Here is a 22,981-nt window from a genome sequence, read left to right on the forward strand (position 1 = left end):
GTTAAACCTTAAATTTAAGTTTTTTTTTTGATTTTGCATCTATTATTCAAATATCAGTAATTCAAATGATTTATCTCTATATTTAACTAATCAATGATAAGGATAAAGTGACTCATATCAATAAAGGTAAACCATTCCCTCTCGGAAGCTCTTTAACTTCAAAAGGGGTTAATTTTTCACTAATTGCCACAAATGCAGAATATGTAGAAATCCTATTGTTTGAAAAAGAGGACTCTATTACACCAAAAAGTATATTTAAACTAGATCAGAAGAATCATAATACTGGTCCCTACTGGTATGCAGAAATAAAAAATCTAGATCAAGGTTGTATTTATGCCTTTAGAGTAAAACAAAAAAATAATACGATCAACAGTAACTATGAAAAAAAAGTATTACTCGATCCATGTTCAAGGGGTATAACTGGGTGGGGAAGATATAAAAGAGAAAATGCATTAAAAACGCAAGAAAATACTGATAGTTGTCTTAAAAGCGTTGTTTGCGATAGAAAATTATTTAATTTTAAGGATTTTCCAAGACCGAATCATTCTTGGGAAGAAACAATTATTTACGAACTCCATATCAAATCCTTCACTGAACCAAATGATAAAACTGAAAGTTGTTTCAAGAAATTTTTAAAAAAAATTCCATATCTCAAAGAACTGGGAATCACCTCAATCGAATTACTGCCAATTTTTTGTTTTGATCCAACTGATGCACCAAATGGTTTAAAAAATTTTTGGGGTTATAGTCCAATTAATTGGTTTACGCCCCATTATGAATACCTTTCGAATGAATCACCTGAAAAGAATAGGGAGGAATTTAGAAAATTAGTAGAGGAGTGTCATAAGGCAGACATTGAAGTTATTTTAGATGTCGTATACAATCACACTTCTGAAGGCGATGACAAAGGACCTGCGATAAGTTGGAAAGGTATAGATGAAAACCTTTATTACTTTATTGGGAAAGATAAAAATTATCAGGATGTATCTGGTTGTGGGAATACTATTGCAGCAAACAGAGGATTGGTTAGAAAACTAATAATTGAATCATTAAAGTGTTGGGCGAGTGAATTTGGAGTAGATGGTTTTAGATTTGATTTAGGTATTGCCTTATCAAGAGGAGAAAATCTCTCGCCACTCGATAATCCTCCAATTTTTGATGATATAGAATGTGAACCAGAACTTGTTGATATAAAGTTTATAAGTGAGCCATGGGATTGTGGTGGTTTATATAAATTAGGTGATTTCCCATCAAAGAATATTTTTACTTGGAATGGTCATTTTAGAGATGATTTGAGAAGATTTTGGAAGGGGGATAAAGATACAGCTTGGAATATGAGCGATAAAATCAAAGGTACTCCATCGATTTATAAAGACGATACTATTTTCCCAAAATCAATAAACTTTATTACTTCACATGATGGATTCACTCTAAAAGATTTAGTAACTTTCAATAGAAAACATAATTTTGCCAACAGAGAGCAAAACAGAGATGGTGATAACCATAATAATTCTTGGAATCATGGTATTGAGGGACCAACTACAAACTTATTAATTAATGATTTAAGAAAAAGACAACAAAAAAATCTTATTCTTAATTTACTTATCTCTAAAGGTGTTCCAATGATACTTATGGGTGATGAGATAGGAAGATCGCAAGGCGGTAACAATAATTCTTGGTGCCAAAATAATTTATTAGGCTGGATGAATTGGGAACATGGTCAACAAGATTTGGAATTATTAAAATATTTTAAATACGTAATAAAAATCAGAAAAAAACTAATAAACATTTTTAATCCATCATTCTTCCCAAATAATCAAACCAATGAAAATATTCCAACTTATCATTGGCATGGAACAAAGTTAGATAATCCCGATTGGAGTAGTTGGTCTCACACAGTTGCTTTTAGCATTAACAAAGGTAATTCTAATCCGCTGGTCTGGATAGGTTTAAATGCATATTCAAAAAGTATCGATTTCCCCTTGCCAAAATGTAAATATAATTGGTTAAAAGTTATTGACACTAGCATGTCTGAGATTTTTGAACCCATAACTATCAATGAAAAATCTGTTTCAATAAAGAGTAGAAGCTCTTTATTAATCATTTCAAAAGAAGTATTTGGGGCAAAAAATAATTTATTCTAAAGCGGGCGGCGGGAATCGAACCCGCATCTTCAGCTTGGAAGGCTGAGGTTTTACCACTAAACCACGCCCGCATTAAGTAATAGAATTACCATTGCAATAATACATTATCAAACAATCAACAAATCAAAAAGATTGGAAAATTCACACTCGAAAAAAAATATTACTAAGTCAACAACAAGATTAATGTTCTCTTATGGGCTAGGAGATGCAGGCACAGGTTTAGTAGCGACGCAATTTGGTTTTTTTCTGTTCAAATTCTTTATTTCTGCTGGTTTGCCAGTAATAATTGCAGGTTCATTATTAATGTTAATAAAGATATGGGATGCAGTAAATGATCCGTTAATTGGATGGTTAAGTGATCGTACAAAATCAAGATGGGGGCCTAGAATCCCTTGGATGGTAGTAGCATCTGTTCCTCTTGGTTTCTCTTTAGCTGCGATATGGTGGACACCCACTGGTTCCATGCTAACCAAGACTTTTTACTATGCCATAATTTCTATAATCGTAATGACTGCTTATACAAGTATTAATCTTCCTTTTGCAGCTTTATCTACTGAAATTTCTGAAAAAACAGAAATAAGAACAAGACTAAACGCTTCTAGATTTACTGGCTCAATAATTGCAGGACTAACTGGTTTAATAATTGCTGGAATTGTATTGGGTTCTGAAGGATCCGCAAATAATGACTATTTTTTAATGGGTAAAATAAGCGGATGTATTGCAGTTGCTGCGACATTAATTTCTTGTTGGGGATTGGCTCCATTTGCAAAAATAGCAAGAAGGCCTTCTGGAAAAGCTGAAGCTATAACACTTCAATTCAAAAGGATCTTCAGAAATAAAAAATTTCTAAAAGTTATTACGCTTTATATTCTTCTCTGGTGCGCACTACAATTGATGCAAACAGTAGCGTTAATTTATGTAGAGGATGTATTGAATGTACCAACATATATAGCTAAGTGGATCCCGATACCTTTCCAAATTAGCGCTTTAGTGGGTTTACAAATATGGACAAGAGTATCAAATAAATTGAACAGGATTTCAGCTTTAAACTATGGAGCGATTATGTGGATTATTTCATGTACTGCAACTTTATTTTTACCTTCATTATCCAAAATTTCAGGAGTTGGAGATAGTTTATTTCTAAATGCCAGCAACATATTTCTCTTCATCCTCTTAATTTTCATAATCTGTCTTATTGGAATTGGAGCTTCAACCGCTTTTCTTATCCCTTGGTCACTACTTCCTGATGCAATAGACGAAGACCCAGAGAAACCGGCAGGATTATATACTGCTTGGATGGTACTTATTCAGAAGATTGGCATCGCTTTTAGTGTTCAATTATTAGGATTTTTATTGTATTTATCAGGATATCAATCATGCTTTGTTGATAAAGATGGTCTAAATATTATTGAACAATGCTACTCAGCACAATTAACTATTAGATTATGTATTGGTTTTATACCCTCAATACTCGTAATAATTGGTCTTTTAATCATGAGAAAATGGGATCGAAAATTAATTACAAACTAATATAATGTTATGTATTATCCTAATTTTCTCAAAAGACTTCTAAGCAGCTTAATCATTGGAGGGCAAGCAATGAATTTTATCTTTAGAGGTAAAATTTCCAAAAATGATCTCTTTGACCAACTTATGGAGTCAGGTCCTGGAAGTTTATTAATTGTATTAATTACAGGAATTGCCGCAGGGACAGTTTTTAATATTCAAGTCGCATCACAACTCACAAGTATGGGGGTTTCAAGTGAAATTGGAGGCTTATTAGCAGTAGGCATGGCAAGAGAAATGGCTCCCCTTCTAACTGCTACTTTAATGACTGGAAAGGTTGCCACTGCATATGCTGCTCAACTGGGTACTATGAAAGTCACAGAACAAATTGAGGCAATAACCATGTTAAGGACCGAACCAGTCCAATATTTGGTAGTCCCAAGGTTACTATCGATGGTAATAATGTCTCCAATACAGTGTCTTTTATTTTTATCTGTAGCTTTATGGAGCGGACAAATTTGGAGCACAATTTTTTATAAGGTTCCTCCAATAGTTTTTTGGACATCTGTAAGATCAGGTAATGTGAGTTTAACCAGTACAGACTTAACTTCAATGTTAATAAAATCTGTAGTGTTCGGATTACTTATTTCAATAATTGCTTGTGGATATGGACTCACAACTAAAGGTGGTCCAAAAGAAGTTGGAACAAGTACAACAGGCGCAGTTGTAATGACTCTCGTTACTGTATCTTTAATGGATGTATTTCTAACACAAATTTTATTTGGATGATCCAATGTTTAACACTAAATCAAAAAAAGAGGAGCCAGTAATAATATCTCCATCATTTCAGTTGCCAATCATTTTAATAATTTTAAGTTTTATGCTTTTGTTTTTGAATATCGGTTCTTTGCCAACGATAGTTTTTGCTTCTTTTAGCTTTTTTTTATTACTTCAATCATTCACCTTAAGAATAAAAATAACAAATGATGATTTTATCGTTTTACAATTAGGTAAAGAGATTAGAACTTTTCCATTCAAGAACTGGATATCATGGAAATTCTTTTTCCCTATAATCCCTGGTATTTTTTATTTTAGAGAAAAGTCGAGTCCTCATTTATTACCAATTTTATTTAATCCAAAGCAATTAAAAGATGAGCTCATAAAAAAAGTTGACTCCCTGGAAATTAAAAATTCTTAAAATTCAGACTTAGCTTATTCATCAAAATTATTTAAATGACTAATAAAGAAATTTCCGACAATAATCCTGAAAAGGAATTAATAATAGATAAGTCAATTTCAGATGATAAAACCAATCAAATTAGTAAAAAAAATATAACGCAAAATAAAGAAATTACACCAAAAAAAGACAAATCAACTAAATCTTTTGATGAAATTTCTAATGAAATTTTTAGAGATCTCGTTTCAAAAAAAGACTCTTTAGTAAAAGAAATAAAAGAATTAGAAACCAAAAAACATGAAATAGAAAAAGATATTGAGTCAAATTTTAAAGGACAGTCAGATAATATTGCCAAAAGAGTTAAAGGCTTTCAAGAGTACTTAACTGGAGCTTTGCAGAATCTTTCACAAAATGTAGAGAAACTTGAATTAGTTTCTGAACCAATAATCGTAAAGCCTTCTCCCCTTGATGAGAAAAAGCAAAACAATAGCACAAATAATATAATTAATGTTCCCGCTCTTTCTGAAACATTTAAGCCAGATGAAGATATTATAAAAAGTTGCTTTTCAAGTTTTACAGAACAACCTGACTTTTATGCAGAACCTTGGAAATTAAGACGGAGTCTTGATTCATCAGATATTGAAATTATGGATGATTGGTTCTTTAACATGGGCGGAAGAGGTTCTCTTGAAAGTAGAGGATCTCGACAAAAAAATGCCTTGTTATCAGCAGGTTTAATATCGATTCTTGGCGAATTATATGGAGATCAGTTTCAGACTCTTATTTTAGCTTCGGAGCCTGAAAGATTAGGTGAATGGAGAAGAATTCTTCAAGATTCGCTTGGTCTCACAAGGGATGACTTTGGACCTAGTAGTGGTATTGTTCTTTTTGAAAGGCCTGAAGGTGTTATCGAGAGAGCTGATAGATTAGAAGCGAATGAAGAATTGCCATTTATTATCATTGATGCAGCAGAAACATCTGTTGAAATTCCAATACTTCAATTCCCATTATGGGTTGCATTTGCTGGCTCAGATAATGAAATTTACGATGATCTTGAATTAAACTAAGCTTTATGACTATATTAATAATTTTTATAAGCTATCTTTTAGGATCACTTCCGACAGGTTTTTTAATTGGAAAATATCTCAAAAATATAGATTTAAGAACTATAGGTTCTGGATCTACAGGTGCCACAAATGTCTTAAGAAATGTTGGGAAATGGCCAGCACTTTTTGTATTTATCATTGACGTTGGGAAAGGCCTTATTGCAGTAAAAATTGCTCAAAATTACACAGATCAAGGATTAATAGAAGTTATAGCAGGGATATCAGCCATCTCAGGACATATTTGGCCAATATGGCTTAGAGGTAAAGGAGGGAAAGCTGTTGCAACTGGATTAGGTATGTTTTTAGCTATTTCTTGGAAAGTTGGACTCGCATCTCTTGGTATTTTTTTAATAGTCCTAACAAAAACTAAATTTGTTTCTTTATCCAGTATTTCAGCGGCAATCTTACTTCCTATTTTTATGTTTTTTTACCTAGGTAAATTTATGCACTCATATTTTTTTATAAGTTTAATTGTGGCATTATTAGTAATCTGGAAACATAGAACAAACATAACAAGATTGCTTAATGGAGAAGAATCCAAAATTAATCAGAATCAATAGATTTAAATATTTCTATTAGAGCTTTATTAGGATCTATAGCTTTTGATATTGATCTACCAATTACTAACTTAGAAGCGCCATTATCTAAAGCTTCATAGGGAGTCATAATTCTATTTTGATCATTTTTATTGTCAATATTAAGTCTGATGCCTGGTGTAATAAGTTCAAAATTATCCTTATAAATTGATCTCAACATTTTTACCTCCCAAGGGGAACAAACACATCCATCTAATCCGGCATCAAAAGACAATTTTGCAAGTCTCAATACATTTTCTTCAATTGTATTATTTCTATCAAGATCAGTTTGAAAATCTTTAAGAGAAAAGCTTGTTAAAACAGTTATTCCTACAACAAACGGAGGATTAACACTGACAGAGGAGGCTCCTTCCAAAGATGCTTTCTTCGAATCCCTTAGAGCTTTTAGACCTGCTGAAGCATGAATTGAAATTATATCAACCCCTAATTTTGAAACTTGGAAACATGCTGAACGCATGGTATTAGGGATATCATGAAATTTTAAGTCTAAAAAAATTTTTTTATTTAAACCTTTTAATACTTCAATAACTCTTGGACCTTCCCTCACAAAAAGCTCTAAACCAACTTTCACCCACTTAATATTAGGACATTTTTTCAAAAGTAATTTTGCTTGACTTACATCTAATCCATCAATTGCCAATATTATTTTATCTTCTGAATTAAATCTTTTATTCATAAATTTTCAGTTTTCAAACCTCTTAATTATTTTTTTTCCAATTTGCAAAATTTTCCCTTCCAAATCATTTTTTGAATTAAAAACTAAATCAGGATTTATTAATTTCTGACTATCAATTTTTACACCCCCACCTTTAATCGATCTTTTGGATTCGCTGCTAGATTTAAAAAGTTTTAGAGCACTCAACAAGTAAAAAAACTTTACTGGGAAAATTACTTCTTTTAAAGAAATATTTGGAATTTCTCCAACTTTTTCTTTCTGTCCAAGGAATAATTTTTCACAGTTTGATTGCGCCTTTAATGCTTCTTCAGGCCCATGGAATAAGGTAGTAACTTCTAAAGCCATTCTTCTTTGTAATTCACGAGGATTTGAGTTTTCAAGAAAACTTAAATCTACTTCAGTAAGTAATTCAAAATAGGTAGGTATTATGTTATCGGGTACTTTTTCTAATTTTGAATACATTGAAAGAGCATCTTCAGTTAAACCTACAGTATTAAATTCAGATTTACTCATCTTCTTAATTCCATCTAAACCTGTCAAAATTGGTAACAGAACACCAAATTGAGGCTCTTGTTTAAAATGCCTTTGAAGATCCCTTCCTATTGCAATATTAAATTTCTGATCTGTACCTCCCAGCTCAATATCTGATTGAACAACAACCGAATCATAACCTTGTAATAGCGGATATAAAAATTCATGCAAAGAAATTGGAACTTGTGAAGTATATCTTTTATTAAATTCCTCTTTAGCTAACATTTGACTAACTGTTGCACTCCCCATTAATTCAATTATCGAATTCAGATTTAATCCTTTTAACCATTTACTATTGTATCTAATTTCTATTTTATCTTTTGAATCAAAATCTAAAATAGATTCATTAGCTGGCTTGCCCATTCCTAGTTGGGTTAGATATGTTTTTGCATTATCTTTAACTTGTTTTTCGGATAACTGCACTCTTGTTTTATTTTTTCCAGTTGGGTCACCTATTTGAGCAGTAAAATCACCAATAATTAAAACTGCAATATGTCCATTATCTTGGAATGCCCTAAGTTTTTTAAATAAAATGCTGTGCCCAAGGTGAATATCGGTTCCAGTTGGATCGATACCTAGTTTAACCCTTAATTTTTTATTATTCTTTTTCGCATTATTAATTATCTCTGAAAAAGTTTTATCTATTCCCTTAATTGGAAAGTACTCGTCTATTCCTCTTGACAGCCATGATGGCAATATTGATTTATCAGACATAAAGCTTTAACAGTTAAGTTTAAGAAGTTTTATCAAGTTCATCCTTCATTCTTATTAAGGTTTTGTTCATCTGATCAAACATCTGATCAGGAGTAATCCCAAACTGACTTAACTGTGTCTTTAATTGCTCCACTGTCATTTTTGCTTGAAAATCTTCGGACAATTCAAATCTCTTCATAAAAACTTTATAACGATCCATAAGAGATTCCATTTTTTTTATAAACATTTTTTTCCCCTCTCTATCAAATTTTCCGTAATCAGATCCAAGCTTCATGAGGTCTTGGTAATCAGTAAAAAGCTTTTTAGCTTCTTCTTGTACTATGTCTGACTCAAAAAATCCCATTTCTATTTTAACTTCACAAGATTTAGGCTCAATTACAACATAACAAGAATCTTATGAATTGATTAGAACATTAATAAAATTTTAGTTTATAAATAATTCTATGATTTATTTATATTCAGAATTAAATTTAAAAAACATGTCTCGAGATTTTTGGAAAACTTCAACTTGAATAATATTTCAAACCAAAATAGACAAATTGAATTATTTGGTTCAAATGTAAGTACATCAGCAACTTTTCAACACACAAAAAATCTAAAAATCAAAAGCGAAATCCTAACTGAATGGAGAAATAAAATATATAATCACCAATTCAAAATTTCAAAAGATACTCACAATAAAACTTTTCACCAAACAAGTCTTTCTATAAATAATATTTCAAAAGAAAGAAAAATTGATCCGTTTTCCCTGCAGCCATTATCATTGAACTTCTGGAGAACCAATCAATATATACACACTGGTCCAGCAATGTATTTCGTAGTTGACTCGATGGAGAGTTCTAAAATAATCTTATATATAGGAGAAACAAATTCAGCTAATAAAAGATGGAAGGGAGAACATGACTGCAAAAATTATCTCATGAACTATAAAGAAGCCCTGGCTCATAACAAACTCTCAAGTCGCCAAGATATTCGTTTCTTCTTAGATGTACCTAAAGACGTAAAATTAAGACGTAAATTAGAACAGCAACTGATATATTTATGGTTACCACCTTTTAATAAAGAAACTCGAGATAGGTGGGCTACTACTTTCACAAACAACTAAAAGTTAATTAAATCTATTTTACAAATGCAATTTTCCACATTCCAAAACAATCTTGATAACTGGCAAGGTGCTTTATTAATTTTTGGAGTTTTAGAGGAAGAAATTGCAAGCCAACTTGAAAACATAAAATTTGTTATTGACCCAAAATTATTACTAAAAAAAGTTACTCAAAAAAAATTCAAAGGAGAAAAAGGGAAAACTTTAAGTTTTGAATTTTTAGATCAAAAATTAGAAACTTTAATCATAGTTGGTCTTGGCAAATCAAAAGACCTAAATAAAAGTGATATAGAAAACTCTATAGGAAAACTAGTTAGGGAAACTGTTGATAAAAATGAAAAAGTCAGTATCTTACTACCTTGGGAATTAATAAATCCACAATTAACAATAAATCAATTAGCAGAGTCAGCTAGATTATCCGCCTATAAAGACAATAGATTCAATAAGAAAAAAGATGATAAGAAAGTTCTTAAAGAAATAGAGTTTTTGAATTTAAAAAAATTTGAGAATATTAGCTTTGAAGAGACAGCACAAATATGTGAAGGTGTAGAACTAGCTAGAAGACTTGTAGCCGCCCCTCCAAATAGTCTTACCCCTCAGGAAATGTCTATACAAGCTTCTCAAATTGCTAAAGATCATGGTTTGGAAGTAAAAATTCTAGAAGCAAAAGATTGTGAAGATTTAGGAATGGGTGCATATTTAGCTGTAGCAAAAGGGTCTGATCTAGATCCTAAATTTATACATCTTACTTTAAAATCAGAGGGTCCCATAAAAGAAAAGATTGCGCTTGTTGGTAAGGGTTTAACCTTTGATTCTGGAGGATACAATCTGAAAGTAGGAGCCTCTCAAATTGAAATGATGAAATATGATATGGGCGGAAGCGCTGCAGTTTTAGGAGCAGCAAAAGCAATTGGAGCAATCAAACCAAAAGGATTAGAAATTCATTTTATTGTTGCATCTTGCGAAAACATGATAAATGGATCTGCAGTACACCCTGGAGATGTAGTTAAGGCATCTAATGGTAAGACAATTGAAATAAATAACACTGATGCAGAGGGTAGACTGACATTAGCTGATGCTTTAACTTACGCATCCAATTTAAAACCGGATTCAATAATAGATCTTGCAACTTTAACAGGAGCTATTGTTGTTGCATTAGGGAATGATGTAGCTGGATTCTGGAGCAATAATGATGATTTGGCAAATGACCTAAAAGCTGCATCAGTCCAGTCTGGAGAAGAATTATGGCAAATGCCTTTACAAAAATCTTATAAAGAAGGGTTAAAGTCTCATATAGCAGACATGAAAAATACAGGTCCAAGAGCAGGCGGATCAATAACTGCTGCTTTGTTCTTAGAGGAATTCTTCGATAAAAAAATTAGATGGGCTCATATTGATATTGCTGGGACTTGTTGGACTGATAAGAATAAAGGAATTAATCCATCAGGTGCAACCGGTTTTGGAGTTAAAACTCTTGTTCAATGGATTAAAAATAAATAACTATATTTAAATCATTCATTCCAAAGATTTGTTGATCTAGCGTTATCACCCCATAATTTATCCAACCTCTGATCTCTCCCACATGAGAATCTATAGAACTTATATTTTAATTCATTTCTCTCAGCAAAATCCTGATGATATTCTTCAGCCAACCAAAATTGATCTTTTGATTTTAGTTCTACAGATATTTTTTCTAATGGTACACGCAATTCTTTAGAAGCGGAAAAAATTGCATTTATAGCATCACTTTCCTCAGTTGCACCTTTGAAAAAGATCACTGGCCTATAAGAATCTCCACGATCACAAAATTGACCCTTGCCATCCAGAGGATCAATATTTCTGAAATAGAGCCTAAGTATATCGGGTAAAGTTACCAACTTGGGATCATAATTAACCAAAACAACTTCTTGATGCCCATCATGATTTTCGTATGTAGGATTTTGAAGATTTCCTCCTGAGTAGCCACTTTGCACAAAATTTATCCCCTTTAAAGACTCTAAATCATGTTCTAAACACCAAAAACAACCTCCTGCAAGAATCAATTCTTCTGCAAGTGTATTAAGAGGGTTAATGAAAATTGAAAAGGCAATTATTAAAGGTAAGAAATATTTCATTCATTTATTATAGAGTTCAAATAATAGAATTAATAATCTCTTTAGCAGCTCTTTCGACTACACCCTCTTCTCCTAATTCTTTCTTTAGGAGAGCATAACCTTTTTTGATTTTTACTTTTTCTGATGTCAGATCTAGATATCTGCAAGCTTGGTGAAAAACTTTCTTTTCATTAAAATTTTTCTGGACGAACTCAGGTATTACTAATTTCTTTAATAGAAGATTCACAGGTGAAATAAATCTCACCTTGAAATTAAGAATTTTTCTTGCGATAAAGGCAGTAACTCTACTAACCTTATATCCAACAATCTGTGGTATGCCATATAAAGCCAATTCCATATTCACTGTGCCTGATTTACATAAAGCTAGTTTTGTTAATGAATAAATATAAGGCTTCAATTCAGAATCATCCTGCTGAGAAATAACTTTGCCTTTAATTTCATATTTTTCTAAACCCTTTCTAAATTGTTCATCAAAAACCCTCCTACAGGATGGAATATAAACGACAAGACTTGGGTATTTTAGTTGCAATTTTTTTGCAGTTTTCAAGAAAGTGGGCAAGATGTATTTTAACTCTTGAGATCTTGATGCTGGCATTAAAAGTAAGATATTCTGGTTTCCTCGAAGTTTGAGAATTGTTCTAGAGTCTTTCTTGGAAGGCAACCTTCTTGCTAAATCAATCATTGGGTGACCCACCCAAAAAACATTTCCGCCTCTTCTTCTATAAAACTTTGCCTCCTGTTTAAAAATTGCAAAAATTTTATCTGAAAATTTAATTAAATTTGTGGTGCTATTATTGCCAACTCTCCATGCCCATTCTTGAGGAGCAATATAATAGTATATTGGAATATCACTTCTTGATCTTTTTAATTTAGTCCCAATTTTAATATTAGGTCCCATGTAGTCGATCAAAATCAAGCAATCTGGAGGATATTTCTTTAGTAATTTATAAAATTTTTTTTGAATTCTTAATGTTGGGAGAATAAGAGGTAAAGCCTCCCAAATTCCTATTGCACTAATTGAAGTAGTATCTTGAAGAATTTTTACACCTTCCTTCTTCATTCTTTCACCACCTAATCCACAAATTTCTAAATCTATAGATTTTTTTCTGGCTTCATCAAATAAAGCTTTTGATAACAAACTTCCGTGCAAATCTCCAGAAACTTCTCCAGTACTTATAAAAATCTTTTTATTCATAAATTCACTAAAGGCATTGGACCGCGCCTATTCTTAGATATTGATTCTTTTAAAAAAATACATAATTTTGAAGATGAAAGATCTAATTCTCCTTTCATTATATTTTCTAAAGAATTAGAAATTGGATCATCAGATTTAAAAAGAAGATTCCAAGTACTTTGAAGTAATTTCAAGTTAAAATTTTTGTTTTCCATCAAACCACTTCTTTTGATTCCAATTCTATTCAAACCTCTTAATCTACCTGGATGACCTTCGGCCAAACAGAAAGGAGGTACGTCCCTATCTACTCTAGTCATTCCTCCGATCATCGCTAAATATCCTATATGGACAAATTGATGTATACCTAAGCACCCACCAATAATAGCTTTATCTTCTACCTTTACATGCCCAGCGACTTGGACACTATTTGACAAAACAATTCCATTGCCAAGCTCGCAATTATGGCCTATGTGACTGTAAGCCATTAACAAATTATTGCTCCCAATAATAGTTTTTTCCCCTTCATCAGTTGCCTTATTGATAGTTACACATTCTCTGAAAGTATTGTTATCCCCAATAATAACTTCAGAATCTGCACCTTTATATTTAAGATCTTGGGGATCAAGTCCAATAAATACATTAGGAAAAACTTTATTATTACATCCAATCTGAGTTCTCCCAGTAATAACTGCATTTGAGCCTACCTCGGTTCCCTTCCCGATAGTCACATTCGGACCGATAGTAGCTCCTTGAGAAACAATCACACCTTCGTGCAATTTAGCACTTGGATCAACAAAAGCATTTGGGTGCACTTTTACACCACTAAAACTTGAATTAAATTGAGTATTTTCCATATCTCTAATCCACTAATGAAAACATTAAATCTCCAGAACAAACCAACTTTCCATCAACATGAGCCTCTCCTTTCACTTTGCCAAATCTTTTTCTTTTAATACTCAATAACTCGCAAGAAATTAGCAGTTGATCTCCAGGCACAACAGGTTTTCTGAATTTAACATTATTTATTCCAGCAAAAACAAAAAGTCCTTTAGGAAGATCAGGCATTTGCGTAACTATTATTCCCCCAACTTGAGCCATTGATTCAACTATAAGTACTCCTGGCATTAAGGGCCTTTCGGGGAAATGTCCTTGAAATTGAGGCTCATTTATAGTTACATTCTTTACTGCAACAGCCCGCTCTCCAGGAATATGCTCTATTACTTTATCCACAAGAGCAAAAGGATATCTATGGGGTAAAAGCCCTAAAATATTCTCAGAAGAGAGTTGATTTTTTTCAATAGATGATTTCTTTTCCAAAACAATTAAATTAAAAGTTAATTTTTTAGTGATGAGGCCAATAAAGCATTTAAAGAATGTGATCCTTTGTAAACCAAAATTTGGGCCTTAGGTAACCCTACCAAAGCCAAGTCCCCAATGAGATCTAAAATTTTATGTCTTATTGGTTCATTATCAAATCTTAATGGGGGATTAACCCATCCATCTCCATCACAAACAAGTGCATTTTCTAAACTTCCACCTTTTATTAATCCGAGTTCACTTAACTCCTGAAATTGATCCTTAAAACCAAATGTTCTTGCTGGAGCAACCATTTCAACGAAACTTTTTGGATTTAAGTCAATTACAAAAGTTTGATTACCAATTGCTCTGTAAGGGAAGCTTATGGTCGATATGATTGTAGTTTTTTGACATGGGGTAGCAGCTATTATTGAATCATCTTTATTTAAAATTATTGATTTATTAATCTCCCTAAAGAAATTATTTGGTTTAGGTGCTTTTTTAATACCCACCTCTTCAAAAGCTTTTACCCACTGAATTGCTGAGCCATCTAAAAGTGGGATTTCCTTTCCATCAACTTCAATATGTATATAACTTAAGCCGCAACCCGAGAGTGAAGACAATAAATGTTCAATTGTATATAGATTTCTTCCACCTAATTTAATTGCCGTACAAAGCATCGTACTTCCAATTAAATCTTGAGTTAGTTTGAAAATCTCGTTGGGTTGATCCCTGAAAGAAATATAATATCCCTCTTTTTCATAGGAAGAAATTTTAACTCTTGTTTTTTCTCCACTATGAAGTCCTATACCTTCTCTGGAGACAACCCCAGATAATGTATAGCAAGAATCATAATTAGTTGGCCAAGAAAACACTTAAAACTTCCATCCAACTCCAAGTGTATATCGCCAATCTCCACTTAATTCCTTACTTGCAACATCTAATCTTAAGGGACCAATTGGCGTTTTCACTCCAACTCCACCTCCAATCGAATAACCAGAACCTGATTTCTGCAATAATTTACCAGGCCTTCCAGGGACATCCTCTTGAGAGCCCAAGTCACTTCCAGCATCTACGAATAAGGCTCCTGAAATCATTCTCCAAACAGGGAATCTATATTCTATTGAGCCCTCAACAAAACTTTTACTAACAGCTAAATCACAAGATCCCCAACCTCTTACAGATGAAGTTCCGCCAAGACAGAATGCTTCATAAGGAGGTAATTCTCCAATTATAGTTCCTGCTGTTAATTGAAAACCTATTGCTTGAGGACAATCCTTGCTTGAAGAATTACTAGACTTACATGCTTTGGTTAAATTTATCAATTTTGTTGGTATGAAAAATGAATATTTGGCTCTCGTTCTATTAAAAGTTGGAGAGTTTTCCCCCACAGAAACAAACTGCTCAGTCCCAAAACTAAATTTATTTCCTGAAGTTGGGTTTGCAAAATCATTCAAATTATTTCTAGTTGTACTAGCGATTACACTTACCAATGTATTTTCCTCAGGACATAGTCCATCATTGGAAGTAAACCCAATACAAATAATATCGTTTATGTTGCCTGTAGTTGGTGTCATATCTCCATATGGTCTTATATTCCCACTACCATCAATCATCTTTACTTTCTTAAAATTCATCCCTGCAAGAACTTTCCATTTAGAAACTTTAAATGGGTCCCCACCATTAAGAGGCCTTGAGAAAGAAAATCCACCTCCTGTTTTCTCTAAAACTATTGTTGAAAAAGTATCATTGTTTGTAGTATTAGTATCATCAACAGCGTATATTTTATTGTTTTCACCAATAAATTCTTGTGGATAATCCCTACTCAGAAAAATATTTGTTCTAAAAGAAGTTTTATGTTTATCTCCTTTAATCCATGGGTCAGATATAGAAAAATTGTAAGTCGTTGAATATTCTCCAAAATTTAGATTTAAATTAGTAGACCAGGCTCTACCTAAAGTATTTGTTTCCTGCAAGCCAACTGTGGCAAAAATACCTGAACCATTACTGTAACCAAGACCACCAGTCAATGATCCTGTTCTTTGCTCGCTCAAGTCTAAAAAGATAACGACTTGGCCAGGATTTAAATTATCAGGACCAAGAGATACTTTGACATCATCAAATAATGATGTTGCATAAAGTCGACGTATATCAGCCTCTAAAGTTTTTCTATTAAAAATGGTTCCTGGTTGTGATTTCAATTCTCTTTTTATGACCCAGTCTTTTGTTTTCCCTTTTCTAGGTTTGCCATCGATGACAGATTCACCATCAGATCCTGGAAATCTTAATTTGATATCAGATATAATTCCTTCAGACAATTTTAATGTTACTATTCCATTTTGTGAGATTCTATCTGGGCCAAAAATTCTAACTAAAGAGTAGCCCTCATTTTCATAACGTTTTTTTATTATTTCTATCTTGCTTTGAAGTTCTTTTAGATTAAGAGTGGTTCCGTAGTAATTATTAAAAATACTATCTAAATACTTATCAGAGATTAAAGAGTTTACAGGTTTAATTTCAACTTTCTTCAAAATTGGATTTGGTACTACACTTACAATTAACCTCACTCCTAATGGACCATCTTGGGACTTTATTTTAACGTCTGAAAACCAACCACTAGCGTATATTGAATTAAGATCTTGATTTAAAATTTGATTATTAACAATACTTCCTGGCTTTATACTCATAGAATCATATGCAGCCAATTCTAGTTTTCTGCCCTCGGGATGATTTTCCCAACCTTCGATAATTATTTCTGAAATGAGGACACTCTCCTGATTAATATTTTTTTTATTCTCTGCAATAATGAGATTTTTCTCTTTTTTAGTTTTAAGTCCTTGAAACAAATCAAAGTTTTTGTTAATTTTCTCGAGATTTGATATTGATTGATTAAAGTCATTTGGCAAAAACTTAGCTGCCAATTCTGAATTATTAGCTATCAAAATCAAAGGTGGGCAAGCAATATTTGTAAAAACCTTTCTGAATTTTAAAAAATGTTTTTGCATAGTCTTTTTTTAATATGGCGAAAGAAGCATTATTCTTTAAATTGAGTTAAATGAAATTGTTTATTCTTCGGTTAATTTCACTATAAGCTTCAATAAAACCGCCTAAGTCATTTCTAAATCTATCTTTGTCTAGGCTTACAATCATATCATTTTTTTGATCGAGATCCCACAATCTACAATTATCGGGACTTATTTCATCCCCAAGAAGTATATTGTTCTTTAAATCATAACCAAATTCCAACTTGAAATCTACGAGATTTAGCTGAATGTTTCTAAAAAAACTCTTGAGGATTTTATTAATTTTTAAGGTTAAATTTATTACGTAATCTAAATCTTTAGCGCTTAATATGTTCATTAATTGAATCCTGTCTTTTGTGATTAGCGGATCATTAAGTGCATCATTTTTAAGGTAGATATCAATTAATGGCTTTTCTAGTACAGTGCCTGGTTTAATATTTGTTTGTTTACATAAAGATCCATAAGCTGTATTTCTCAGAACAATTTCTAAGGGAATTACTTTTATTTTTTGTGCAATCATTGTATTTTCATTTTTAAGTTTAATAAAATGAGTAGGGATATTTTTCTTGATTAGAAGTTCAAAAATTCTTGCACTTATTTGACAATTAAGCCTTCCTTTACCTTCAAATTTAGCTTTTTTCAATGCATTAAATGCTGTAGCATCGTCCTTAAATTCAATTATTACTTTATCTGAATCATCATGAGTAAAAACTTTTTTTGCTTTGCCTTCATAAATAAGTTCATATTTATTATTCATAAATTTAGGGCCTCATTTTATTACTAAAATTTAAATTTGTAATTAACATATTTATTAGAGATCAATTTTTCAGATTAGTTTATTACATTTTAACTGATTATTCATCGAAACCTCATAACCTTCAAAATACAAACTTATGAGTATTAATTCAACAAGTTCTAAGAGTTTAAATAGACTTGAAAATGTTTTAATAATTGGAAATGGAGGAAGAGAAAACTCTTTGGCTTGGGCTATTCAAAAAAATGATTTAGTCAAAAAAGTTTATTTAATCCCAGGAAATGCTGGATCAGAAAGAATTGATAAATGTGAAAGATTAAAAATTGATATTAATAAACAAAATGAATTAGTTGAAAAGCTTTATTTTTTGAAAATAGATTTGATTGTAATTGGACCAGAAATCCCTCTTGCAAACGGACTAGCCGATTATCTCCGCGAAAAAGACTTTAAAGTATTTGGCCCTGGCAGAGATGGAGCAAAATTGGAATATAGCAAATCTTGGGCCAAGGAGTTTATGCAAGACGCAAATATTCCGACTGCAAAATTTTGGAAAGTAAATTCTTTTGAGGAAGCAAAAAAAATTATCTATTCATCCTCTATACCACTTGTAGTGAAAGTGGATGGATTAGCTTCAGGAAAGGGTGTTTTTATTCCCGAATCAACAAAAGAGTGTCTTGAAGCAGCAGAATCAATCTTCAACGGTAAATTTGGTAACACCAATAATTTAGTAGTCTTAGAGGAAAAAATTAAAGGTCCGGAAGTTTCAGTTTTTGCGCTATGCGATGGGAAGAAATACGTAATACTTCCGTCCGCACAAGATCATAAACGTCTAAATGAGAAAGACAAAGGTCCAAATACAGGAGGGATGGGAGCATATTCCCCAGCTCCTCTCTTAACAGATTTTTACCTTGATAAAATAATTAAAGAGATAATTGAACCAACAATAGAAGAATTAAATAAAAAAAATATTGACTATAGAGGAGTAATTTATTTTGGATTAATGATCACAGAATCTGGGCCCAAAGTTATAGAATATAACTGTAGATTTGGAGATCCAGAATGCCAAACAATAATGCCTTTGATGGATCAAAATTTTGTATTTCTTCTAGAAAAATGCTCGATGGGAAATTTAAGTAATGATGAAAAAATTAAAACCTCAAATAAGGTCAGTGGTTGTGTAATAGCAACCTCAGAGGGTTACCCTAACGAATATAGAACTGGCTTGCCAATAAAAATAGGAGAAATTGACTCTTGCAATTGTCAAGTTTTCGACTCAGGCACCTCACTAAGTAAAAATGGGGAATTATTAACTGATGGTGGAAGAGTCTTAAGTATTGTCTGTCAAGATAAAAATTTCGATATTGTTTTTGAAAAGGCATATAAAAATTTAAAAAAAATACATTTTGATGGCATCTACTATAGAAATGACATAGGCCACCAAGTGAGAAAAAACCTTTCTGAGGAGAATTAGGCTTATGAAAGATACCAATAATCAAGAAAATAGTGGTTATCACATAGCCGATAACAAAGATATTAATAATAACTATTGGATTAATAGGCTTTTTGCCTGGTGGAGTGGGTTTAGTTTAAGAACAAAATTATTAGCGATAGCTACTCTTGTTGTAAGTTTACTAATGACAGGAATAACATTTTTTGCCCTAAATAGTATTCAAAGAGATGCAGGAATGAACGATACTAGATACGCAAGAGATCTAGGATTATTATTATCGGGGAATGTCACAGAATTAGTTGCTAATAACCAGAAAAAAGAAATATCGAATGTAGCTGAAAAATTTTGGAGATCAAGCCGAAATCTACGTTATATATTCTTTACTGATGCCGAAGATATTGTTCAACTAGGCATACCAATTAGTGCCACTCCAACAAGTTCAGATAGTGAATTTCAGCTTACTCGAAGATTAAAGTTACCAGCAGAGTTAAAGAAAAGACCGCAATTCCCTTTAGTTAGGCAACATGTTACACCACAAGGTCAAGTTACAGATGTATTTGTTCCAATGTTGTGGAAAGGGAAATATCTTGGAACTTTAGCTTTAGGAGTTACACCCAATAAAAAAGCTTTAGCAAGCGCTGCACTTACAAGAGAACTCACCATAGCAGTATTCATATCAATTTGGGTTTTAGTGATACTTGGAGCTGTATTCAATGCTTTAACAATCACAAGACCTGTAAGGGAATTAGTAAGAGGTGTCAGAGAAATTTCAAAAGGAAACTTTAAATCAAGAATTTCTCTACCTATGAAAGGGGACTTAGGAGAACTTTTAAATGGATTTAACCGAATGGCTACTCAATTAGAAAATTACGATGAGGCAAATATTGAAGAACTTAAAGCTGCTCAAATAAAACAGCAATCTCTTATAGCAACTATGGCTGATGGAGCAATATTATTGGATTCCCAAGGCAGGATTGTACTAACTAATCCAACAGCGAAAAGATTATTTCGTTGGGAGGGTAGATTCCTAGAGGGAAAATATTTTTTAAATGAGATTCCTGAAATTCTTTCTAATGACTTACATATAAACATAGAGGCACTATTAAACAGAGAAAAGGAAAAAGACGACTTGAGGTTTAGCTTAGGTGAACCAGCTAGAACCTTAAGAATTGTCTTGCAATCAGTATTGGATACAAATAAAGTTGAATTAAAAGGTATTGCCGTCACAATTCAAGATCTAACAAGAGAGGTAGAACTCAATGCAGCACAAAACAGATTTATTAGTAACGTTTCGCATGAATTAAGAACTCCACTTTTTAATATTAAGAGTTACGTAGAGACATTACATGATTTAAAAGATCAGCTCTCTAATGAAGAACAACTCGAATTCTTAGGTATTGCAAATTCAGAGACTGATAGGCTAACACGACTTGTTAATGATGTATTAGATCTATCAAGACTAGAGTCAGGGAAAATAATTCAACTTGAGGAAATGGATATTAAACCAGCAATAGAACAGACTCTCAGAAATTACAGATTAAATGCCATAGAGAAAAATGTCACATTGGCACATGATATTGAAGAAACTATCCCTTCAATTCTGGGAAATTTTGATTTACTTTTGCAAGTTTTTGATAATTTATTGGGTAATGGACTGAAATTTAGTCCGAAAAATAGCAATCTTACGATAAGAGCTTATACTTGGCCAGATTCATGTCCTGCCCTCCCTCCTAACACAAAAAATGATGAAGCTCCTCAATGTGAATTAGTTTCTCCATTACCAAAAGTAAGAATTGAGATCGCCGACACAGGCTCAGGAATATCTCAAGCTGATCAAGAAAAGATATTTGACCGTTTTTACAGGGTGGAAAACTCGGTACATACTGAGCAAGGAACAGGCTTAGGCTTGTCTATAGTACGAGGTATAATTGAAAAACATGGAGGAGAGATTCGCATGGCTAGTGAATTAGGAGTAGGAACAACCTTCTGGTTTGATTTAGCCTTAGCACAATCTGATAAAGATGAGTTATTAACTCAGGCTATTAATAATACAGATAATTTCTCAAGCTCTGAAATTAAGGAAGTTATCTAGTTATTGTCTAACCCTTTAAAAACATTTTGTACATTTTGATCAGGAACAACTCTATGAGGAGCGCCACTAAATATTTGTTCAAAGTTAGAAAAAGAATCTTTTATTTCAGGTCCTCGATTTGTAATAATAAATTCTCTTATGCGTTTATCATGCCATGATCCACGCATTTTAAAAACATTTAAAGCTCTAGCCATCTCTCCTTTTATTTCTACATATTGAAGTAGCAATATAGTATCAGTAATTGTAGAAATATGAGAGTCAGTAATAGAATGGCTTCCCATAAACTCTTCTGCAGTATTGGTAAAAAATCCTGCAATTTCTTCTTGTTTTGTATAACCAGTTACTGCAATTACAAACTGTCGAAATGCGTTCAAACTTACACCCCTGGCTAATGCAGAGAGAGAATCTATTGCCATTCTCTTTGGTTTAAATTGATTAATTTGCGTTTTTATAATTTGCAAGTGATCTTCTAAGCCAGTTGATTCGGGATAAGCACAAATAATTTTTAATAAACCATCACTTTCCATCTTTTCAAAGTCTATGCCCCAACTAGTAGCATTCCTTAGCAATTGAGCCCTTGATTCTTCATATGCAAACAGTATCGCTCTTTCATTATTGTTATACGCATCTTCTACAAATTTTGATACAAGCATTGTTTTACCTGTACCAGTTGCTCCTGTAGCGAGGATGATGGAGTCTTGAAAATAACCTCCTCCACACATATCGTCAAGATCTTTAACTCCAGAGCTAATCCTAATATTTGAGGATCTCTGCGTTAATCTCATTGCTCCAAGAGCAAACACACTTATACCATCCATACCCATAGTGAATGGATATTCACCTTTCATATGTACAGTGCCTCTCAATTTCAGAACTTCTAGGGTTCTTCTTCTCTTCTCTGACTCAAGAACATTTCTCAATAAAACAACATTATCAGACACAAATTCTTCTACTCCATATCTAGCGATTGGGCCGTAGTCATCTACCCTTTCAGTAGTCATAACTGTTGTCACACCTATCTCTTTTAATCTAGCTATCAGTCTAAATATCTCTCTTCTAACAACGTAAATCGCATCATACTGTTGAAAAACCGCAGTTATTGAATCTATTGCAACTCTCTTAGCTTTATATTTTCTAATCGCATAACTAATTCTCTCAATAAGACCAGATAAGTCAAAATTACCTGCGACATCTTGACCGTCAGGATCTGGAGAGGCATCCAATATAAACAATTTATTTTGGTCAATTAATTCTTGTAAATCCCATCCGAAGCTAGCAGCGTTTCTTATTATATCTAAAGGCGACTCTTCAAATGTGACGAAAATACCTGGTTCATCAAAATTGCAAATTCCATGGTGTAAGTATTGAAGAGAAAAAACAGTTTTGCCAGTCCCTGATGTGCCGCTGACAAGAGTGCTTCTAGATACAGGCAGACCTCCTCTGCAAACATCATCAAACCCCTCTATACCAGTAGGTAATTTTTGGACTTGCATTTTATTTGATTTGCCAAATTTCTTTTCTTTCAT

21 protein-coding genes and 1 tRNA gene are annotated in these 22,981 nt (G+C 32.6%); 10 read left to right on the forward strand and 12 right to left on the reverse strand.

All coding sequences use genetic code 11. From position 1 onward, the window contains the following. The first annotated feature begins 107 nt into the window (after window positions 1–107). Complete coding sequence (locus tag HA151_RS07305; protein ID WP_209106817.1) at window positions 108–2,144, forward strand: glycogen debranching protein; 2,037 nt, start codon at window positions 108–110, stop codon at window positions 2,142–2,144. Here the strand turns inward: HA151_RS07305 and HA151_RS07310 are convergent. Then, window positions 2,145–2,215: transfer RNA gene (locus HA151_RS07310), tRNA-Gly, on the reverse strand. Window positions 2,216–2,327: 112 nt separating this feature from the next. On the opposite strand from HA151_RS07310, the gene HA151_RS07315 reads away from it, so the two are divergent. From HA151_RS07315 to plsY, 5 genes are read left to right on the forward strand one after another with little or no spacing between them, the layout of a single operon-like run. Beyond that, a complete protein-coding gene (locus tag HA151_RS07315) occupies window positions 2,328–3,674 on the forward strand; it encodes an MFS transporter (protein ID WP_209107151.1) in 1,347 nt (448 codons plus the stop codon). 9 nt (window positions 3,675–3,683) lie between these two features. Then, window positions 3,684–4,439 (forward strand): MlaE family ABC transporter permease, encoded by a 756-nt coding sequence (locus HA151_RS07320; protein ID WP_209106818.1) that lies wholly within the window; start codon window positions 3,684–3,686, stop codon window positions 4,437–4,439. Window positions 4,440–4,443: 4 nt separating this feature from the next. Continuing rightward, complete coding sequence (locus HA151_RS07325) at window positions 4,444–4,848, forward strand: DUF3119 family protein (protein ID WP_209106819.1); 405 nt, start codon at window positions 4,444–4,446, stop codon at window positions 4,846–4,848. 35 nt (window positions 4,849–4,883) lie between these two features. Beyond that, window positions 4,884–5,894, forward strand: a complete 1,011-nt coding sequence (locus HA151_RS07330; protein ID WP_209106820.1) for a DUF3086 domain-containing protein — start codon at window positions 4,884–4,886, stop codon at window positions 5,892–5,894. A 5-nt stretch (window positions 5,895–5,899) separates the two neighbouring features. Then, window positions 5,900–6,493, forward strand: a complete 594-nt coding sequence (gene plsY / locus HA151_RS07335; protein ID WP_209106821.1) for a glycerol-3-phosphate 1-O-acyltransferase PlsY — start codon at window positions 5,900–5,902, stop codon at window positions 6,491–6,493. On the opposite strand, the gene pyrF is transcribed toward plsY, so the two are convergent. The 3 genes from pyrF to HA151_RS07350 are packed head-to-tail and all read right to left on the reverse strand — an operon-like array spanning window position 6,477 to window position 8,793. After that, window positions 6,477–7,205, reverse strand: coding sequence for an orotidine-5'-phosphate decarboxylase (gene pyrF / locus HA151_RS07340; RefSeq protein WP_209106822.1), 729 nt, complete (start codon window positions 7,203–7,205; stop codon window positions 6,477–6,479). The genes plsY and pyrF overlap by 17 nt on opposite strands. Window positions 7,206–7,211: 6 nt before the next feature. Beyond that, the gene (gene tyrS / locus HA151_RS07345; protein ID WP_209106823.1) at window positions 7,212–8,450 is read right to left on the reverse strand and encodes a tyrosine--tRNA ligase; all 1,239 of its coding nucleotides are present in this window, start codon (window positions 8,448–8,450) and stop codon (window positions 7,212–7,214) included. A 19-nt stretch (window positions 8,451–8,469) separates the two neighbouring features. Beyond that, on the reverse strand, window positions 8,470–8,793 hold the full coding sequence (locus HA151_RS07350) for a DUF1825 family protein (RefSeq protein ID WP_011376972.1): 324 nt from the start codon (window positions 8,791–8,793) through the stop codon (window positions 8,470–8,472). A gap of 150 nt (window positions 8,794–8,943) precedes the next feature. Here HA151_RS07350 and HA151_RS07355 point away from each other — a divergent pair, with 150 nt between their 5' ends. Continuing rightward, window positions 8,944–9,555, forward strand: coding sequence for a hypothetical protein (locus HA151_RS07355; RefSeq protein ID WP_209106824.1), 612 nt, complete (start codon window positions 8,944–8,946; stop codon window positions 9,553–9,555). A gap of 24 nt (window positions 9,556–9,579) precedes the next feature. After that, window positions 9,580–11,052 carry a leucyl aminopeptidase gene (locus HA151_RS07360; RefSeq protein WP_209106825.1) on the forward strand — a complete coding sequence of 491 codons (1,473 nt, stop codon included), beginning with the start codon at window positions 9,580–9,582 and terminating at the stop codon, window positions 11,050–11,052. Window positions 11,053–11,063: 11 nt separating this feature from the next. Here HA151_RS07360 and msrA read toward each other — a convergent pair whose 3' ends face one another. The 7 genes from msrA to purC are packed head-to-tail and all read right to left on the reverse strand — an operon-like array spanning window position 11,064 to window position 17,916. Further along, the gene (msrA, locus tag HA151_RS07365) at window positions 11,064–11,666 is read right to left on the reverse strand and encodes a peptide-methionine (S)-S-oxide reductase MsrA (protein WP_209106826.1); all 603 of its coding nucleotides are present in this window, start codon (window positions 11,664–11,666) and stop codon (window positions 11,064–11,066) included. A gap of 16 nt (window positions 11,667–11,682) precedes the next feature. Next, window positions 11,683–12,861, reverse strand: coding sequence for a lipid-A-disaccharide synthase (lpxB, locus tag HA151_RS07370; protein WP_209106827.1), 1,179 nt, complete (start codon window positions 12,859–12,861; stop codon window positions 11,683–11,685). After that, on the reverse strand, window positions 12,858–13,694 hold the full coding sequence (gene lpxA / locus HA151_RS07375) for an acyl-ACP--UDP-N-acetylglucosamine O-acyltransferase (RefSeq protein ID WP_209106828.1): 837 nt from the start codon (window positions 13,692–13,694) through the stop codon (window positions 12,858–12,860). The genes lpxB and lpxA overlap by 4 nt, the downstream gene beginning before the upstream one ends. Window positions 13,695–13,698: 4 nt before the next feature. Then, window positions 13,699–14,157 carry a 3-hydroxyacyl-ACP dehydratase FabZ gene (fabZ, locus tag HA151_RS07380; protein ID WP_209106829.1) on the reverse strand — a complete coding sequence of 153 codons (459 nt, stop codon included), beginning with the start codon at window positions 14,155–14,157 and terminating at the stop codon, window positions 13,699–13,701. 17 nt (window positions 14,158–14,174) lie between these two features. Beyond that, window positions 14,175–15,011, reverse strand: a complete 837-nt coding sequence (gene lpxC / locus HA151_RS07385; RefSeq protein WP_209106830.1) for a UDP-3-O-acyl-N-acetylglucosamine deacetylase — start codon at window positions 15,009–15,011, stop codon at window positions 14,175–14,177. Then, window positions 15,012–17,141 carry a BamA/TamA family outer membrane protein gene (locus tag HA151_RS07390; RefSeq protein ID WP_209106831.1) on the reverse strand — a complete coding sequence of 710 codons (2,130 nt, stop codon included), beginning with the start codon at window positions 17,139–17,141 and terminating at the stop codon, window positions 15,012–15,014. It abuts the gene before it with no gap. A gap of 46 nt (window positions 17,142–17,187) precedes the next feature. Beyond that, window positions 17,188–17,916, reverse strand: a complete 729-nt coding sequence (gene purC, locus HA151_RS07395; protein WP_209106832.1) for a phosphoribosylaminoimidazolesuccinocarboxamide synthase — start codon at window positions 17,914–17,916, stop codon at window positions 17,188–17,190. A gap of 136 nt (window positions 17,917–18,052) precedes the next feature. Here purC and purD point away from each other — a divergent pair, with 136 nt between their 5' ends. Both purD and HA151_RS07405 read left to right on the forward strand, forming a co-directional pair. Beyond that, a complete protein-coding gene (gene purD / locus HA151_RS07400) occupies window positions 18,053–19,384 on the forward strand; it encodes a phosphoribosylamine--glycine ligase (protein WP_209106833.1) in 1,332 nt (443 codons plus the stop codon). 4 nt (window positions 19,385–19,388) lie between these two features. After that, window positions 19,389–21,455 (forward strand): HAMP domain-containing sensor histidine kinase, encoded by a 2,067-nt coding sequence (locus HA151_RS07405; RefSeq protein ID WP_209106834.1) that lies wholly within the window; start codon window positions 19,389–19,391, stop codon window positions 21,453–21,455. Here HA151_RS07405 and kaiC read toward each other — a convergent pair. Beyond that, window positions 21,452–22,981, reverse strand: a complete 1,530-nt coding sequence (gene kaiC / locus HA151_RS07410; protein WP_209106835.1) for a circadian clock protein KaiC — start codon at window positions 22,979–22,981, stop codon at window positions 21,452–21,454. The two genes, HA151_RS07405 and kaiC, sit on opposite strands and share 4 nt — an antisense overlap.

Source organism: Prochlorococcus marinus XMU1419, assembly GCF_017695955.1.
Lineage (GTDB): Bacteria > Cyanobacteriota > Cyanobacteriia > PCC-6307 > Cyanobiaceae > Prochlorococcus_A > Prochlorococcus_A marinus_AD.

Bases quoted from the DNA above. Each gene is read 5' to 3' on its own strand.
- HA151_RS07320 (WP_209106818.1), top strand. From the start codon at position 3,684: ATGTATTATCCTAATTTTCTCAAAAGACTTCTAAGCAGCTTAATCATT.
- HA151_RS07360 (WP_209106825.1), top strand. From the start codon at position 9,580: ATGCAATTTTCCACATTCCAAAACAATCTTGATAACTGGCAAGGTGCT.
- tyrS (WP_209106823.1), bottom strand. From the start codon at position 8,450: ATGTCTGATAAATCAATATTGCCATCATGGCTGTCAAGAGGAATAGAC.
- lpxB (WP_209106827.1), bottom strand. From the start codon at position 12,861: ATGAATAAAAAGATTTTTATAAGTACTGGAGAAGTTTCTGGAGATTTG.
- msrA (WP_209106826.1), bottom strand. From the start codon at position 11,666: ATGAAATATTTCTTACCTTTAATAATTGCCTTTTCAATTTTCATTAAC.
- HA151_RS07325 (WP_209106819.1), top strand. From the start codon at position 4,444: ATGTTTAACACTAAATCAAAAAAAGAGGAGCCAGTAATAATATCTCCA.
- purD (WP_209106833.1), top strand. From the start codon at position 18,053: ATGAGTATTAATTCAACAAGTTCTAAGAGTTTAAATAGACTTGAAAAT.
- lpxA (WP_209106828.1), bottom strand. From the start codon at position 13,694: ATGGAAAATACTCAATTTAATTCAAGTTTTAGTGGTGTAAAAGTGCAC.
- HA151_RS07350 (WP_011376972.1), bottom strand. From the start codon at position 8,793: ATGGGATTTTTTGAGTCAGACATAGTACAAGAAGAAGCTAAAAAGCTT.
- pyrF (WP_209106822.1), bottom strand. From the start codon at position 7,205: ATGAATAAAAGATTTAATTCAGAAGATAAAATAATATTGGCAATTGAT.
- HA151_RS07390 (WP_209106831.1), bottom strand. From the start codon at position 17,141: ATGCAAAAACATTTTTTAAAATTCAGAAAGGTTTTTACAAATATTGCT.
- HA151_RS07315 (WP_209107151.1), top strand. From the start codon at position 2,328: ATGTTCTCTTATGGGCTAGGAGATGCAGGCACAGGTTTAGTAGCGACG.
- kaiC (WP_209106835.1), bottom strand. From the start codon at position 22,981: ATGAAAGAAAAGAAATTTGGCAAATCAAATAAAATGCAAGTCCAAAAA.
- purC (WP_209106832.1), bottom strand. From the start codon at position 17,916: ATGAATAATAAATATGAACTTATTTATGAAGGCAAAGCAAAAAAAGTT.
- HA151_RS07330 (WP_209106820.1), top strand. From the start codon at position 4,884: ATGACTAATAAAGAAATTTCCGACAATAATCCTGAAAAGGAATTAATA.
- HA151_RS07405 (WP_209106834.1), top strand. From the start codon at position 19,389: ATGAAAGATACCAATAATCAAGAAAATAGTGGTTATCACATAGCCGAT.
- plsY (WP_209106821.1), top strand. From the start codon at position 5,900: ATGACTATATTAATAATTTTTATAAGCTATCTTTTAGGATCACTTCCG.